Raw genomic sequence first — 17,915 nt, 5'->3', positions numbered from 1 at the left:
ACGTTTGAATAATTGGCCAGGCATTCGGCGATTTATGTGCTGCCCGTCCGACGTTGATTTGTAAAAAGTGCTGACCGCAGCCGCTTGCCAGCCAAAACGGTCTTAACAATCCCTTAAACCAATCGACCCAATTGCTTGCCCAACGATCAGTTTGCAGTGCCATGCATTTCAGATCGAATCGGCGCGCGTGCGATGGCTTGGCTTGGTTCCACGCATCCAGCGGCCTCCAGGTAGGTAGCGGTTAACAAGGGAGAGTGCATATGCCCAGTTCCATTGGCGTAGTCAGGCAGGTAATCGGCGAAGTATTGGTGGTTGGCATCGATGGGAGTTCTCGCCAGCTGATCGAAGGTGATCGGGTGTTCGTGGGCGAGGTGCTAGTGTCGGGTAGCGATGGCGCCATTGCGATTCAGCTGGACAAAGGCGGCGAGCTGACCATGGGCCGCGCCAGTACGCTGACGCTCAGCACTTCGCTGCTGGCGGGCGAGGCGAGCGCACAGCCGGTGGACGACAACCCGGATGCGCAGCAGCTGGCGGAAGTCGAAGAGCTGCAACGTGCCATCGCCGCTGGTGAAGACCCCACCGAAGACGCAGAAGCAACGGCCGCCGGCCCGCAGGTCAGTGGCCAGGGCGGCAGTGGTGGTGGTCATTCGTTCGTATTGCTGGACGAGACGGCTGGGCAACTCTCGCCGGAAATCGGTTTCGACACCCAGCCGCTGCCTCTGAACCTACTCGAGCCCGATCTGCTGCCAGTGGCGCTCGACGAGGCGTCGCCCGAAGCCTCCCCGCCCGATCCTGATCCGGAAACGCCGCCGGTCGATGTGCCACCGGCGCTAGTGGTCGGCAGCAATGCCAGTGATGTGGAGGGCGCCGATACGCCCCACGTGCTGCCAAACCCGGCCAACCCCGATGCGGCTGGCGGCCTGCAGGGCGGCTCGGGCAACGATGTGCTGATTGGTGATGTCGGGGGCGTGCAGAGCCTTACCGAACCAGGCAAGAACTACAACATCTCGCTGATCGTCGATACCTCGGGGAGCATGGAGCGCGATTCCGGCTCGGGTATATCGCGCATTCAACTGACCAAGGACGCCCTGACCAATCTGGCCAACCAGCTCAAGGATCACGATGGCGTGATCAACGTGCAGTTGCTGCCGTTCAATAGCGACGTCGGCACGGTGACCCAGATCAAGGGGTTGAACGCGGCCAATGTTGGCATATTGCTGGCGGCCATCGACGCCCTCAGCCTGACCGGTCACACCAACTACGAAGCGGCCTTTTACGAGGCAACCCGCTGGTTCAATGAGCAAATCGTCGATAACGGCGCGGACAGTGGGGCCAACTTCGAGCAGCTGGCGTTCTTCCTTTCGGACGGTCAGCCGACCATGTACCTCGACGAGTTGGGCAACCCGATCATCGACACCGCCAATATCACCAACTTCCGTGATGTCGACGAAGCGCTGCAAGCCGCCAACAGCCTGCTGTACACCGGCATCGGCGGTGAGCCGATTCAGGTCCACAGTGTCAGCATCGGTTCTGCCAGCACCTCGGCGATTCTCGACATGTTCGACAACACGGGCCCCAGCGGCGTGGGCAGCGTGGCCCTGCCGGACGGCACTGCGGTGACGGCGCCAACCGGCAATTCGCAGATCGTCCATACCGCCGATGAACTGCAGGCGCTACTCAGCGGCGGTTCAACCACCATAGTGCCGTTGCCGCTTGGAGATGACGCGCTCAGCGGCGGCGCTGGCAATGACATCCTGTTTGGCGACAGCCTGAATACCGACCATCTAGCCTGGGCCGGGCAGCCCGCGGGCAGTCATGACGGTCAGGGCTACCAGGCGCTGCTGAATTACCTGCAGGCCAGCAACGGCGGTGTTGCGCCCAGCGTTACGCAGGTGCGCGAATACATCGTTGCCCAGGCCCAAACCTTGAACCAGGCGAGTGACCCGCGCGGCGGTGATGACCTGCTGAATGGCGGTGCTGGTAACGATCTGTTGTTCGGCCAGGGTGGCAACGACCGTCTGATTGGCGGGGAAGGTGACGATATTCTGCTTGGCGGCAGCGGTCAGGACAGTTTCGTCTGGAACGCAGGCGAGCAGGGCGTCGACCGTATTTTCGACTTCACCATCGGCGGGCCGAATGGCGATACCCTGGACCTGAGCGATCTGCTCAGTGGCGAAGAGAGTGGAAACCTGGCGGATTACTTCAACTTCGCCGTGAGCGACAACGGCGGCACGGTGAGCACCGTGGTATCGCTCAGCAGCGCTGCAGGGCAACCGCCTAGTCAGAGCATCGAGCTGTCCGGCATCGACCTGGCGGCTCACTACGGCGTCAGCCCGGGTGCTGGCGGGATGGTTGGCAGCTCAGGGGCGGCGCAGATTATCGATGGCATGCTCGGCGACAATGCCCTGCGCGTCGATACCGTTTAACCGATACCTGTTCAACAGGCGCCGGCGCAAGCCGGCCAGCCGCTGGGTGCAGAACCCGGCGGCTCAACGCTCGCGCATGGCTTCAGCGCGTGCCTTGAGGACGGGTTTAAGCAGGTAATCCAACACACTTTTTTCACCGGTGATGATGTCCACGGTCGCGATCATGCCGGGGATGATTAACAGCGGGTGTTCGGCGCTGCCGAGGTGGTTCTTTTCGGTGCGCACCTGAATCAGGTAGAAGCTGTTGCCGTCGTCGTCGGTGATGGTATCGGCGCTGATCAGCTCGAGGCTGGCCTTCATGCCGCCGTAAATCGTGTAGTCATAGGCGCTGAACTTGACCATGGCCTTCTGGCCGCCGTGGAGGAAGGCAACGTCCTGGGGGCGCACTTTTGCCTCGATCAGCAGGTTGTCTTCCAGTGGCACGATCTCCAGCATGTCGCTGCCGGGCTGCACCACACCACCGATGGTGTTGACCTTCATCTGCTTGATCACGCCGCGGACCGGCGAAACCACCGTGGTGCGGCTGACCCGATCCTGAATCGCCGAGCCTGAGGCGGTGATCTTTTTCAGCTCCGTGCGCGCGTCGTTAAGTTCCTTAAAGGCATCGGCACGAAACGCCAGCTCGGATTCCTCGATCTTGCTCTCGATCTCGCTGACCGCCGATTCGGCCCGGGGAATGGCCAAGGTAGTGGCGTCCAGCGAGCCGCGCACTTCCACCGCGCTGCGACGCAAACGCAGAATCTCGACCTGGGAAATCGCCCCCGTGGCTACAAGCGGCTGCGACATGTTCAGCTCCTGCTGCAGCAGGCCGAGACTGGAGCGGTACTGCGACACCTTGGAGCGAAACTCGGCGAGTTCCTGGGTCTTCTGCTGCAGCTGTTCGCCCAGGGTGCGCTGCTCGCTCTTCAGCCGTTGTTGCCGCGAGTTGTACAGCGCCAGTTCGTCCTCGGCCAGTTGCGGTGCGTCCCGGCTGATTTCCTCCGGCATGGCAATGGCGCGCCCCTCGGCTTCGGCGCTGAGGCGTTCGATGCGGGCGATCAATGCTAGGCGGTCTGCTTCGGTTTCGCCCTGGTTGGACAGAAAGCGGGTGTCGTCGAGGCGCATCAGCACATCGTTCTTTTCCACCAGTTGGCCTTCGCGCACGAAGATCTCGCTGACGATGCCGCCCTCGAGGTTCTGGATCACCTGAATCTTGCTCGACGGAACGGCCTTGCCTTCACCAGTGGTGACTTCTTCCAGCACGGCGAAGTTAGCCCAGATCAGCGCGACGATCAGGCACGCGCTGACCACCCAGACAGTGATGCGGGCAAACCAGGGTGAGTCTTCCAGAATGGTGCCGTCGACCTCCGGCATGAACTCGGTGTCCTGCTTGTTTCGGCGCAGGCGGGCGAAGTAGTCGCGAAAGCTGTGACGCGGTTGCATCTGCATTACTCCTGGGCAGCGGGTCTATAGAGCAGCTTGACCGACACGGCCTTTGCGCAACGCTTCAATGACCGATTCCTTCGGGCCGTCGGCGACGATGTGACCGTTGTCCAGCACGATCAGGCGGTCGACCAGGCTGAGCATCGACGACCGGTGAGTGATCAGTAGCAGGGTTTTGCCCTGTGCCCAGCCATGCAGGCGATTGCGCAGGACTTCCTCGCTGCTGTTGTCCATCGCGCTGGTGGGTTCGTCGAGCAGCAGAATCGGCGGGTCCAGCAGCAGGGCGCGGGCCAGCAACACGGCCTGGCGTTGGCCACCGGAGAGCAGTTGACCTCGCTCGCCGACAGGCCGATCGAAGCCTTGCGGGTGTTGCCGGGCCAGTTCGCTGACGCCCGTCAGCTCGGCTACTTCAAGCATGCGCGCGTCGTTGACGTAGCGCGCACCCAGGGTCAGGTTGTCGCGCAGGCTGCCGGCCAGCAGCGGCAGATCGTGGGCGACGTAGCCGATCTGGTGGCGCAGGTCGCTGACATCGAGCTGGCGCAGGTCCAGGTTGTCGAGCAGGATCTGGCCCTGGTCCGGGGTGTAGAACGCCATCAGTATCCGGGCCAGGGTGCTCTTGCCGGAACCACTGCGGCCGATGATGCCGACGCGCTCGCCCGGCGCCAGGCGCAGGCTGACGTTGGCCAGCGCCGGGGTGCTCTGGCCGGGGTAACTGAAGGTTGCCTGGCGAACTTCCAGGCCGCCATGCAGGTGAGTGCGTTCCAGCGGGCGCTGTTTCGCCTGACGTTCCTGGGGCAGGGCCATCAATGCGTCGGTGCTGACCATGGTTTGCCGGGCTTGCTGGTAGCGGGTGATCAGCCCGGCCACCTGGCCGAGCGGTGCCAGCACGCGGCTGCCGAGCATGTAACAGGCGACCAGGGCACCGACGCTGAGGCTGCCGGCGATGATGGCGTACACCCCGGCGACAATCGTGGCCATGCCGGCGAATTGCTGGAAGAACAGGGTGACGTTGGTGGCCAGCGAGGACAGAAAGCGCGCATGTGCATCGAGGCGGGTGAGGGCGCCGTGGGTCTTCTCCCAGTCATGCTGGCGCTCACTTTCGGCACCGCAGGCCTTGAGTGTTTCCAACCCGCCGATGGTTTCGATCAACAGCGCCTGGCGTTGCGAGGCGAGCGCCAGGCTTTTTTGTACGGTGTCGCGCAGGCGCGACTGAATGATCAGGGCGAAGATCGCGGTGATCGGGAATGCCAGCAGCGGAATGATCACCAGCCAGCCGCCAATCAGGCCGATCACGCCGATCATCAGCAGGGCGAAAGGCAGGTCGATCAGGCTGGTCAGGGTCACGGCGGTGAGAAATTCACGCAGCCCCTGAAAGTCGTGAATGCTTTGGGCGAAGCCGCCAATGGTGGCCGGGCGGGCCTTCATCGACATGCCGGTGATGCGTTCGAACAGGCTGGCGGACAGCACCACATCGGTTTTCTTGCCGGCGGTGTCGAGCAGGTGCGCGCGCAATATGCGCAGCAGCAGCTCGAAGCCGGTGCCGATGAACAGGCCGATGGCGAGCACCCACAGGGTCGAGGTGGCCTGGTTCGGCACCACGCGGTCGTAGGTCTGCATGACGAACAGCGGCACCATCAACCCCAGCAGGTTGATCAGCAGGCTGGCCAGCACGGCATCGGTATACAGCCAGCGCGACAGCTTGAGGGTGTCGCGGAACCATGCCTCCATCCGCGGCACCAGCGGCGTGCGCGCTTCTTCCAATTCATGCCGCGGGCGGGCGAACAGCGCACGGCCGGTGTACTCGCTGGCCAACTGTTCAACGCTGACCCATTGCTCGCCGCCCTCGGCCTCGCTCGGCAGAATCAACGCTTTGCCGTTCTCCCCCAACTTGCGCAGCACCGCGCAGCGACCGCCCTTGAGCAGCAGCAACACCGGCAAATTGAGTGCGGAAATCGCCCCCAGCTCACGCTGCAGCAAGCGACCCTGCAGGCCGCTGCGGGCGGCAGCGCGGGGCAGCAGCTCCGCGCTGAGACGCTGTTGCGGCATGGGCAGGCCGGCGCTCAGGCTGCCCCGGCTGGCCGAACAGCCGTGCAGCTTGCAGAGAATCAACAAACCATCCAGTAACGGATCGTCGTGGCTCAGCCGCGGGTCACCCGAAGGGCCCGCTCGTTCCATGCTCGTCACGATTGCCTACTCCCGCGTCACAACTATTGCATTGCTGGCAGACGCGCCTCGTTCTTCACCTCGGACGAGGCGATCGCTTCGGCGGGAACGACCACTTGCTGCTGGCGCAACAGGTCGCCCATGGCGGCGATCACCCGGTACATGGCGAACTCTTCGGTGTAGCGCACTTCGGCGTAGCGACGGTTGGCGGTGAACAGCTCGTTCTCGCTGTCGAGCAGGTCGAGCAGGGTGCGTTGACCCAGGCCGAATTGTTGCTGATAGGCTTCGCGCACGCGCGCCGTGTAATCCGCGTACTCACGCGCTTTGGGGGTTTGCTGCTGCGCGTTGTTCATGGCGTTCCAGGCCAGCGAGAGGTTCTCGTTGAGCACGCGCAGGGCGTTGTTGCGGATGTCCATCGCCTCGTTGATCTGGTGCGAGGTGGAGCGCAGGCGTGCCTTGTCGCGCATGCCATTGAACAGGTTGTAGTTGACCACCACCCCGGCGCGCCAGTTGTTGTTGTGGCCTTCATCGCCCTGGATGTTGTTGTTGGCGCCGCCGGCCAGTTCAAGATCCACTCGCGGGTAGAACGGCGACTTGGCGACTTCGTACTGCTGCTCTGCAGCATTGACGTCGGCCTGCGCGGACTTGAGGAACGGGTTGTTGGCCATGACCGTTTGCAGCGCGGTTTGCAGATCGCTCGGCATGGCGCCCTTGACAGTCGACGGTGCCACCAACTCGTCGGGCATGCGGCCGGTTGCGCTGAGGAAATTCGCCTCAGCGTCAGCCAGGTTGACCAGTTCGGTGTAGTGGTTGTTTTCGGCCAGGGCCAGGCGCGCGCTGGACTGATCGAAATCTGCGGTGCTGCCAACGCCTTGCTGGCTGCGCAGGTCGATCTGATCGTTGATGCGCTGGTGGGCGAGCAGGTTGTTCTTCGCCAGCGCCACCATCTCACGGCGCTTCAACACTTCCAGGTAAACCTCTACGGTTCGCAGCGCCAGGCTTTCCGAGTTGCCCAGCACACGGTAGGCGCGGGAATTGGACACCGCTTCGGTGCGCGCCACTTCATTGGGGGTGTTGAAACCATCGAACAGCATCTGCCGCAAGCGCAGTTCCGAACTGCCGTAGGTCAGCGTCTCGGTATTGTGGTCGCCCAATGCGCGGGTGGTCGGGCTGTCGGTGTGTTCACGGCCGTAACCGAGCAGCAAGTCCACGGTAGGCAGGTAGCCCCCTTTGGCGAACTTCACCTCTTCATCCGCTGCCAGGCGACTGTTGATGCCGGCCTGGATCTCAGGGTGGTTGTCGAGGGTGCTCTGGATCGCTTCGGACAGGGTCATGGCCTCGGCGTTGACGCACACCAGCGACACCATGATGCAGCTCCACAGTGGATTTAAAACGCGCATTGTCGAATCTCCGTGATGGGTGTTCGGTTCCTGCTGCCAAATATTTGGCAGTTTTCTGGTTTTTATAGTTAGGGCGTGTAACTCCCAGCTAAGAACACTTTTCGCAGAACGCTGAGAAAAAATTGCTACAAGGCATATGAGGAAAAAATCTTATGCAGGCTGAGAAAAGCAGCACATTGTTTTTATCAAATAGCCGCGGATTTCGAGGGGGAGCCCTCATCCAGTGGCAAAAAAGGTGGTTAAGCACCAGCTAGGGCGAAATAAAAGCAAGTCACCTGGATAGCGCAAGGGTGTGACAAATTATTGTCGAATAAAGTTTAGTGTTTTTTAGCGCCATTCCATCTGCTTGGTTGCTGTAGGTTGTGCCCGGATTTCTCGCGGTGTCTTGACCTTTTTCAACGTGTCGACGGCAGTCGGCAGCTGTAGTGAGGAAGGAATCATGGCGACGTTAATCGGTATCGTCAGTCAGGTTGTCGGCGAGGTGTATGCGGTGTCCGGCGATGGATTGCGGCGGCTGCTCGGCGAGGGTGATCGGGTCTTCGCGGGTGAGCAGATCGTGACGGGCGCCTCCGGTGCCGTCGCAATAGCCTTGAACAACGGCCAGCAACTGACCGTTGGCCGCGATAGCAGCCTGATGCTCGACGCACAGCTGCTGGCGCAAACCCCCAATAACCCTGCGGCTGAACCATCAGCGTCCGCTCCGGCGCCCAGCGACGCCGAGCTGAGCGATGTCGAGCAGTTGCAGGCGGCCATCGCCGCGGGAGTCGACCCCAGCCTTGCAGCTGAAGCCACTGCCGCAGGTCCGGGCGCGGGTGCAGGCGGAGCGGGCGGCGCAGGTGGCGGCCACAGCTTTGTGCTGCTGGATGCCGTCGGTGGTGCGCTCGACCCGGTCATTGGCTTTCCAACCGAGGGCTTGAGCAGCGCGGTGCTGTTTCCAGACCCCGATCCCGTTGCCACGCCAGAACCCGCTGCAGAGGATTCGGCACCGCAGGTCGAGGTCGTCTATCGCGATTTCAGCGGGCAGGTTGGCGCTGGCCCGGCGCTGGTCGAGGAGCAGGCGCTGGACGATGGCAGCAATCCTGACAGCGCAGCCGAGCAAGCCAGCGGCGCGTTCGTCATCAGCTCTCCGAACGGCGTCGCCTCGCTACAGGTGCAGGGCTTTGACGGCGTCTGGGTTGATGTCACCGCTGGCGGCGTGGTGGTCGGCCAGTACGGCATCTTGAATGTGGATGCTGCGGGCAACTGGACCTACAGCCTGACCAATAACACCCTCGACCATGGCAACCCCAACGCCACAGGCGCCGCCGACCAGGTCGGCGAAAGCTTTGCCGTTCGGGTATTCGATCTGGACGGCGACGTTTCGCCGCCCGCGCAGCTCAATGTGTTGATCAATGATGACGGGCCGCTGCTGCTTGAAGGCGAAGGCGCCCAGGTGGCCGCAGTGGTTGACGAGGATGAAACCGTCGACGGCATAAGCGACGGCGACGGCGTCAGCAATGTGGCAACCGGTGGCCCGGGTGCCCTCGGTGCGCTGGTCAATTTCGGTGCGGATGGCCTTGGCGGCTTTGGCCTGCTGGCCGGCCCCGGCGCGACCGCGGCCCTTGAAGCCCAGGGCTTGAGCTCTGGCGGTAGCGCGCTGAGTTACAGCGTGATCGGCAACCTGCTGACTGCTTCGGCGGGCGCGGAGACCATCTTCACCCTGCAGGTAGGCGGCGACGGCAGTTTCAGCTTTAGCGTGCTCGGCCAGCTCGATCACCCGACTGCCGACGGCAACGACGACGAACGACTTGCCGTGTCGATCGATTTCTCCAGCCTGTTGAATGCCACCGATGGCGATGGCGATGCGCTAACTGGCTTCAACGCCGGCAGCTTCGTCATTGATGTGGAGGATGACGTGCCGGTTCTGGCCAGTCGTGGCGAGGGGCAGGGGTTCATCCAGGTGCGCGGCGAGGTTCAGGAAGATGCGCTGGTTGTCGCCGATGGAGCGCCCCACGAGGGTAATCCTGAAGGTGGCCAGAGCATCAGCGCCAGCGGCGCGGCCGGCAGCTTGTCAGCGCTGGTCGATTTTGGCGCCGACGGGCCGGGCAGCTTCGCGCTTACCGGCGACCTCAGCACGATGACGCTGCAGGGCCTGAGCAGCGGTGGCGTCGCGCTCAGCTACAGCGTGGCCGGTAATGTGCTGACCGCGAGCGCAGGTGGCGCCACCGTGTTCAGTTTGACGGTGAGCGCAGACGGCGCCTACCAGTTCATACTCGAAGGGCCGCTCGATCATCCCCTGGGCAATGGCGACGATGGCGAGAGCCTGCCCGCCCTTGGCGTCGATTTCTCGGGTGTGCTGAGCGCCACCGATGGTGATGGCGACCCCTTGCTGGACGGCTTTCGACCGGGCAGTTTCGTCATCGCCGTCGAAGACGACGTACCCCTGCCATCGCTCGACGGCGCGGCAGCGATCAACCTGCAGGTGCAGGAGGATGCCCTGACCCTGGGCGGTGGTGCGCCCCACGCGGGCAATCAGGAGGGTGTTGGCCAGACCGTCACCGTCAGTGGCGGAGCTGGCGCGCTGTTCGGCGTTGTCGCTTTCGGCGCCGACGGGCCCGGTGCGATGGGCCTGTCCGATGATGTCACGGCGCTCGTCGAGCAAGGTCTGACCTCCGCTGGCGTGGCCCTGAGCTATGCGGTCGTTGGCGACGTGCTCAGCGCAAGCGCCAACGGTACGCCGGTGTTCAGCCTGACCGTCAACGACGATGGCAGCTATACCTTCATCCTCAGCGGCCCGCTCGATCACCCGTTGGCCGACGCGGCGCGCGACGATGAAACGCTGGCCGGCGTGGGCATCGATTTCTCGCAGATGCTGACCGCCACAGACGGCGACGGCGACCCGCTGACGCTGACGCTAGCCGGCGGCAGCTTCGCCATCGACGTGGAAGACGATGTACCCGTGGCGCGCGAGGTCGGCCAACGGCCGTGGGTTGGCAATCAGGTCGACGAAGACGAACTGTCCGGTGGCATCAGCGATGGCGACGGTGTCGCAACCCAGGCCAATGGCGCCGCGGGTGCGCTGCATGCGGCCATTAACTTTGGCGCCGACGGCCCCGGCTCGGTTGGCTTGTCCGCCAGCCCGTCTGGGGTCGCCACCCTGACCGCGCAAAACCTGTCATCCGGCGGCATCGAACTGACTTATTCGGTTGTGGGCAACCTGCTGACCGCCATGGCGGGCGCGACACCGGTGTTTACCCTGCAGGTGAACGCCGATGGCAGCTACAGCTTCGATCTGCTCAGCGCGCTGGATCATCCGCTGGCCGACGGCACGCCCGCTGGTGATAACGAACAGCTGGCATTGCCCATCGACTTTTCTGCACTGATCAGCGCCACCGACGGGGACGGCGATCCGCTCGTTGGTTTGTCGCCCGGCAGCTTCGTGATTCAGGTTGAAGACGATATCCCGCTTGCCGTCAGCCTGGGCTATGGCCAGCAGCAACAAGTGAAGCTCGGCGTCTCGGCCCAGGTCGACGAGGACGAGCTGAGCGGCGGCATTACCGATGGCGACAGCCAGGGCAGTGCTGCCGGCGGAGTTGCCGGTACGCTGAATGCGCTGGTGAATTTTGGCGCCGATGGCCCCGGAGCCTTTGGCCTGAGCAACGTACCGGCGGCGATAGGCACACTGGAAGGCCAGGGCCTGACCAGCGGCGGAGCGGCGTTGAGCTTCGCCGTGCTGGGCAACGTATTGACCGCCAGCGCAGGGGCGGCGACGGTCTTCACCTTGCAGGTGAACGCCGATGGCAGTTACAGCTTCAATCTGCTCGGCGCGCTGGATCATCCGCTGCCGGGCAGCGACGATGACGGCCAGCTGCTCGGCCTGCCCATCGATTTCTCCGGCGTGCTGACGGCAGTCGATGGCGACGGCGACCCGGTCAACGGCTTCGCGGCTGGTAGTTTCGTCGTGCAGGTCGAGGACGACGTACCTCTCGCGCAGAATGACCACGCCATCGTGCTGGCGGGCGAGGGGCTCGACTTCAACGTCGCCTTCGTTCTCGACTTCAGCGGCAGTATCGATAACGGTGAACTCGACCAGATGCTCGACGCCGTGCGCGCGGCGGGGCAGGCACTGTTCGAGGGCACCAGTGGCGAGGTGAGCATCCAGCTCGTCGCATTCTCCGGCACGGCGAGCGCCTATCCGCTGGTGACCGATTTCGCCGCCTTCTCGGCGTTGCTCGAGAGCCTCAACCCGGCCGATGGTGGAACCCGACCATTCTCCGGGCAGACCGACTTCACCGCGGCGATCGAAACCACCATGGCCGCGTTCACTCCGCTGCCTGGCGCGAGCAATCAGGTGTTCTTCATCAGCGACGGCAACCCCAACGAGCAGACCGGTACTGGCGGCAACGCCCTGAGCGACGCGACCGCCAGTGCGTGGAACGGCTTCGTCGATAGCCACGGCATTCATGTCACCGCCCTGGGCATCGGCAATGGCATCAACAGCAACCGTCTGCAGGATGTCGATCTGGACGGTGTCGGCACACCGATCCTGGTGGCCAATTTCGCTGACCTGGTGGACACGCTGCTCGAACAGGTGAGCGGTGGTCTGGTCAACGGCAACCTGTTGCTGGGCAGCGATAATGCCCCAGGCGTCGACGACGATGCCTTTGGCGCCGATGGGCCGGGGCGGATTCTGTCCATCGAAATCAATGGCGTGGTGTATGACTGGGACGGCGTGGTCGATGGCGATGAACAGCTCACCGCCATCACCACCGCCGAAGGCGGCAAGCTGTCGTTCAATTTCAGCAGCGGCGCCTGGAGTTATCAGGCTGCGGCGGATGTCGTCGGCGACCGGACGGAGCAGTTCGATTACGTCATCGTCGATAATGACGGCGATCCTGCCAGCGCCACGCTGCACATTCACGTCGAAGGCGCCGGCGCGGTCGAAGGCTATGTCGACGAGGACGACCTGCCGGCGGGCATTGGCGACGCCGACTCGGTCAGCGATGTGGTCAGTGGCAATGTTGCCACGCTGGTGCTCGGGCCGGATGCCGGCGCGCAGTTCAGCCTGTCCGGCGATACCAGCGGGCTGACCGCTGCATCGGCGGCGGGGGTTGTCCTGGTGTACAGCGTGTTCGGCAATACCCTGACCGCCACGGCCGGCCCGCTGGGCGCCGTGGTGTTTATCCTGCAGGTGGCGAGCGATGGCAGCTACAGCTTCAACCTGAAGCAGGCGCTGGACCATCCGCTCGATGGCAGCAACGACGGGCAGCTGCTGACGCTGAACTTCACCAGCATCCTGCAGGCAAGCGATGGCGTTGCCCCGCTGCCATTGGCAGGGGAGTTCCTGATCCATGTCGAAGATGACATTCCACTTGTCGATGCTCAGCTCAGCGGCATGCAGCCGAGCGTGCTCGGCACGCAGGACGCCCAGACCATTGGCGCGAACCTCGACAGTGCCAGCAGCGACTTCAGCGGTGCATTTTCTGCATTAGCCAACCATGGCGCCGACGGCCCAGGGGCGGTGAGCTGGAACTACGCGCTGAAACTGCTGATCGGCGAAGGTGGCGCGGCAGGCCTGAGCAGCAACAGTCTCAGCATCAAGTTGTATCAGTCCGGCGACGGCACCCTGATCGGTTCGACTGCCAACAGCGAAGGAGCCGTCGGCGCGAGCAACACCATCTTCAGCTTGTCGGTGAGCGGCAGCGGGCAGGTGACCCTCAACCAATACGCCGAGATCGATCACGCACCGGCAGGCGGTAGTCCTTATGACGCCCAGCAACTGATGCTAGGGGCCGGGCTGGTGGCGCTGGAAGGCAGGGCTTCAATAACGGATTACGACGGCGACAGCCATAGCGACACCGCGCTGCTCGACTTGGGCGGCAAGGTCGCGTTTGCCGACGACGGTCCGAGTATCAGCCTGGGCTTCGCCGGCGGCGCGCTGCCGGTACTCAACACCCAGGATGCGCAGACCATAGACGCGGCTTCGGACAGTCACAGCCAGAGTTTCAGTGGCGCGTTCAGCGTGATCACTTCGAGCTTCGGTGCGGACGGTGCCGGCAGCGTCACCACCAGCTACGCGCTGACCCTGCTGACTGGTGAAGGCAGCCCCGCCGGCTTGAGCAGCAACGGCGCCACCCTCTATCTGTACGAGCAAGCCGGGGTGGTCATTGCTTCGACATCGGCCACCGAGGCCGGGGTGAACAGTGGTAACAGCGTGTTCAGCCTGTCGGTCACGAATACTGGCCAGGTCACCCTGGTCCAGCATCAGGAAATCGACCATGGCGCCGACGCTGCGACCAGCCTGTACGGCAATCAGGAGGCGGTGCTGGCCAGCAACCTGGTCGGCCTCAGAGCCACGGTCACCATCACCGATGGCGACGGCGACAGTGCGTCTGCCGACAAGGTGCTCGACCTGGGCGGCAAAGTCGCCTTCGACGACGACGGCCCAAGCATCAGCCTGGCGCTCACCAGCACTGCGTTGCCGGTGCTCAACACCCAGGACGGGCAAACCATCGGCGCCGCTTCGGACAGCGCCAGCGCAAACTTCGCGGCGGGGTTTGTCGTCAATGCCGATCATGGCGCCGACGGCCCGGGCCTTGTTCAGCAGGTGTACAGCCTCGGACTGCTTGCCGGACCGCCCGGCGGCCCGCAGCCCAGCGGCATAACCCGCGGCAGCGGCGTCGTGCTTCTCTACAAGGTGGGTAACGAGATCGTCGGCTCCACCGCCGTCACCCAGGCGGGAATCACCGCCGGCAATACGGTCTTCTCGCTGGCGATCGATTCGGCCACGGGTGTGGTGACGCTGACCCAGTTGCAGGCCATCACCCATGCTCTTCCCGGTGTCACCACCGCATATGCCAGCCAGGAGCAGTTTCTTGCGGCCGGGCTGGTCGGGGTCAAGCTGCAGGCGAGCATCAGCGATGGTGATGACGACCTGGCCAGCGCCGTGAAGGTGCTCGACCTGGGCGGCAAGATTGCCTTCGACGACGACGGCCCTTCGACCCAGGCCAACCCCGGCGTGCTGCTGGATGACGACGCGCTGGCGAATGGCATTGCAGGTGGCACGGGCGATGGCGTCGATTCGCTGAACGCCAGCGGCACCCTCGGGCTGAACTACGGTGCGGACGGTGCAGGCAGCGTGCAATGGCTGACCAGCGGCGCGCCGCTCGGTTTCAGCTACCACAGCGCCGGCACGTCGTTGCTGGTCAACCAGGGCAGCGTAACGGTGTTGACGGTGACGCTGAACGCCACCGACGGCAGCTACAGCGTTACCCAGAACGCGCCCATCCTGCATGGGGTGGGCGACCAGGAGAACAACCAGGCGTTCACGCTCACCTATCGGGTTACCGACCAGGATGGCGACAGCGCCACCGGCAGCCTGTCGATCAATGTCGACGACGATACGCCCCAGGCCTTTGCCGACAGCGCGACTGTGGTGGAAGACGGCGGCAAGGACTTCAACGTCGCCTTCGTTCTCGATTCCAGCGGCAGCATCAGCAACAGCGAATTCACCAGCATGCTGAACGCGGTGAAAGCGGCGGGGCAGGCGTTGTTCAATGGCACCAGCGGCGAGGTGAATGTCACTGTCGTGGCGTTTTCCTCCGACGCGGCATCCTACGCGCCGGTAACCACGCTGGCGGCGTTCAATGCGCTGATAGAACAGATCATCGACAACCGCCCCTTCAGCGGGCAGACCGACTTCACCGCGGCGATCGAGGAAACCCTGGATGCCTACAGCGCAATGCCGGGCTGGAGCAACCAGGTGTTCTTCATCAGCGACGGCAACCCGAACCAGCAGACCGGCACGGCCGGCAATTCGCTGAGCGATGCGACTGCCGCAGCCTGGAACAGCTTCGTCGACAGCAACGGTGTCAGCGTCACCGCCATTGGCGTGGGTGATGGCATCAACCTGGTGCGGCTGCAGGATGTCGATCTTGACGGCAGCGGGGCACCGATTCTGCTCACCGGCGTTGATGAGCTGATCGATACCTTGCTGGAACAGGTCGGGAGCGGCGATGTCAGCGGCAACGTGCTGCTCGGCAACGACGGTGTGCTTGGCGGCGGCGACGACGATGGCTTCGGTGCCGACGGTGCCGGCCAGATTCTGTCGATTGAAATCGACGGCGTGCTGTACACCTGGGACGGCGTCAACACCATCGACGCCAGCGTCGGCGCGGATGTCGTCGGCAGCCAGCTGCACAACATCACCACCGCCCTGGGTGGCAGCTTGAGTTTCGATTTTGCCACCGGCAACTGGGCCTACAACGCGCCACAAAGTGTGGCAGCCGATAGCAATGAGGTGTTCGTCTACACCCTGATCGACCGCGATGGCGACACCGCGCAGGCGCAGCTGACCGTCGCCGTCGAAGACGTGGCGCCCGAGGTGATCCGCGTCGACGAGGACGAACTGGCCGGCGGCATCAGCGACCACGACAGCCAAACCACTGTCGCCAGCGGCGACCTGAGCAGCCTGCTGGTGGGAACCGGCTCCGCCCAGTTCAGCCTGAACAGCACGCCAACGACGATGCCTGCGTTGACGTCCGACGGCGTCGCGGTCACCTACCAGTTCGCCGGCAACACCCTGACCGCGCTGGCGGGAGCGACGGCGGTGTTCACCCTGGTGGTGCAAACCAGTGGCGCCTACACCTTTACGTTGCTCGGCGCGCTCGACCATCCGGGTGCTGCCGGCGACGACGAGCAGTTGCTGGTGCTCGACCTGAGCCACGCGATCAAGGCCAGCGATGGCACGAACCCGCTGCCATTGGCCGGCGCGCTTCTGGTGCAGGTCGAGAACGACGTACCGGCGATCCTTGCCTCTACCCACCTGGTGTATGCCAACGACAGCAATCCGGCCGGCGGGCAGGGGCTGTTCGTCTACAGCACAGGTGCGGATTCGCGCGACAGCGGGCCCTACAGCGCGGCCGATTCGGACTTCACAGTCATCGGTCTGAGCGGAACCGTCGGCGGCGGGGCGATCACCGGGCAATCGGTAACCTGGGTTGCGGAAGACGCCAGCAGCGCGTCCTTCTCCATCGAGTTCAGCTATGCGCCCAACCCGCTGAATACTGCGGTCACCGCACAGGCCACTGGCAGCCTGGTCTTCGACAAGGTCGCGGGAACCTACTCGGTCGCCCTCAGCGAGCCGATTACCGGTTTCGAGATTCTCAAGACCAGTGCTTCACTGAATATCACTGGCTACAACCCCGGCACCAGCACGCCGGACAGCAGCAACCCAGTGGTGGCGGTGTCCAAGCTCGACGACGACTTCTATGTGCAGTTCAGAAGCTATGCCGAGCCGGGCAGTGGCACCGGCGGCAACAACCTGCAGGCCGGTAGTACGAACAGCAGCGTGTTCGCCAACGGTGAGCTGTTCAGCCAGGCGGCGTCCTATGTCACGGTGTCCAATTCCGCCAACGGCGTCGCGGGCGATACCATCGGCCAGGGCGAAGTGCTGGACCTGAATTTCTTCACCAGCAATCCCTTCGGCAACCTGGCGATCACCCCGGACGGCCGCGCCAGCGGGATGTACCTGAAGCTCGACGGTGTCGATAACAGCGACGATCTGGTGGTGGTGCTCAAACTGGTGGGCGCCGGCGGGGTGACCACCACCCGTGCGCTGGTGGTCGGCAACTCGGATATCTACCGGTCGAGCAGCGGCTCGACCGCCATCGCCGCCCTGGCGGTGTACGGCATCGTGCTCGACAACAATGACGGCGCCATCGTCATCGAGCACAACGACTTCAACGCTGCAGGTGAGAACTGGCAGATCTATGGCGCCCAGGTGCTGGCCACCGTGGAGGGCATCACCACCGCCGTTGCGATCAACTACGACCGCGACTTCGGTGAGTCGGGCGCTTCCACCTCGTTGACCAGCTTCAGCAATTCGACCGATAGCGACGTCATCAAGGTGTCCGACGTCGGTTTGATCGTCAGCCAGACCCAGACCCTGGACACTGCCCTCAACTTCCAGGTGGCGGTACGCGATGCAGATAACGACGCCACCTCCAGCGTGACGTTGCAGGTGACCATCGAGGCGGGCAGCAGCCTTGTCGGCAGTGCCAGCGCCGATGTACTCCAGGGCAGCAGCGGCGACGATAGCCTGTCCGGCCTGGGTGGTAACGATTCGCTGATCGGCGGAGCGGGCGACGACATCCTGATTGGCGGCGAGGGCAGTGATACCTTCGTCTGGAATGCAGGCGACAGGGGCGGTGATTACGGCGACGTCGTCGCTGATTTCAATACCGCCGCGGGGGACAAGCTGGATCTGTCGCAATTGCTGGTCGGCGTCAGCGACGGCAGCGATGCCGACGAGCTGGCCAATTACCTGAGCTTCGCGTTTACCGCGACCGATACGGTGATCAGCGTCTCCAGCGTGGGAACGGTGTCGGACCCCGCCAGCATCGATCAGACCATCACCCTGGAGAACGTTCTGTTGTCCGGCGGCGTGGGCGATGCGGCAACCATCATCGAGGGCATGCTGAGCGATCAAACCCTCGCCGCGTGATGGGTGTGAGGGGCTGAGTAC

General features: G+C 63.6%; 5 protein-coding genes. 2 read left to right on the top strand and 3 right to left on the bottom strand.

Annotation, left to right across the window (positions count from 1 at the left end; genetic code table 11):
* Positions 1–260: 260 nt before the first annotated feature.
* Positions 261–2,426: a retention module-containing protein gene (locus ACX0MV_RS11595; RefSeq protein WP_458982656.1), complete on the top strand. Its 2,166-nt coding sequence runs from the start codon at positions 261–263 to the stop codon at positions 2,424–2,426.
* A gap of 63 nt (positions 2,427–2,489) precedes the next feature.
* Here the strand turns inward: ACX0MV_RS11595 and ACX0MV_RS11590 are convergent, their stop codons facing one another.
* Genes ACX0MV_RS11590 through ACX0MV_RS11580 form a run of 3 tightly spaced genes read right to left on the bottom strand, consistent with a single transcriptional unit; the run spans position 2,490 to position 7,411 of the window.
* Positions 2,490–3,848: an HlyD family type I secretion periplasmic adaptor subunit gene (locus ACX0MV_RS11590; RefSeq protein WP_458982655.1), complete on the bottom strand. Its 1,359-nt coding sequence runs from the start codon at positions 3,846–3,848 to the stop codon at positions 2,490–2,492.
* A gap of 24 nt (positions 3,849–3,872) precedes the next feature.
* On the bottom strand, positions 3,873–6,032 hold the full coding sequence (locus tag ACX0MV_RS11585) for a type I secretion system permease/ATPase (protein ID WP_458982654.1): 2,160 nt from the start codon (positions 6,030–6,032) through the stop codon (positions 3,873–3,875).
* A 23-nt stretch (positions 6,033–6,055) separates the two neighbouring features.
* Complete coding sequence (locus ACX0MV_RS11580; RefSeq protein WP_458982653.1) at positions 6,056–7,411, bottom strand: TolC family outer membrane protein; 1,356 nt, start codon at positions 7,409–7,411, stop codon at positions 6,056–6,058.
* 439 nt (positions 7,412–7,850) lie between these two features.
* Between ACX0MV_RS11580 and ACX0MV_RS11575 the strand changes: the two genes are divergently transcribed.
* Complete coding sequence (locus tag ACX0MV_RS11575) at positions 7,851–17,894, top strand: retention module-containing protein (RefSeq protein ID WP_458982652.1); 10,044 nt, start codon at positions 7,851–7,853, stop codon at positions 17,892–17,894.
* Positions 17,895–17,915: the final 21 nt, after the last annotated feature.

It is taken from the genome of Pseudomonas cistanchae, from assembly GCF_054483635.1.
The sequence above is the reverse complement of the archived record's forward strand: the minus strand, read 5'-3'. Positions and strand labels throughout refer to the sequence as shown.

Bases quoted from the DNA above. Each gene is read 5' to 3' on its own strand.
- ACX0MV_RS11595 (WP_458982656.1), top strand. From the start codon at position 261: ATGCCCAGTTCCATTGGCGTAGTCAGGCAGGTAATCGGCGAAGTATTG.
- ACX0MV_RS11590 (WP_458982655.1), bottom strand. From the start codon at position 3,848: ATGCAACCGCGTCACAGCTTTCGCGACTACTTCGCCCGCCTGCGCCGA.
- ACX0MV_RS11580 (WP_458982653.1), bottom strand. From the start codon at position 7,411: ATGCGCGTTTTAAATCCACTGTGGAGCTGCATCATGGTGTCGCTGGTG.
- ACX0MV_RS11575 (WP_458982652.1), top strand. From the start codon at position 7,851: ATGGCGACGTTAATCGGTATCGTCAGTCAGGTTGTCGGCGAGGTGTAT.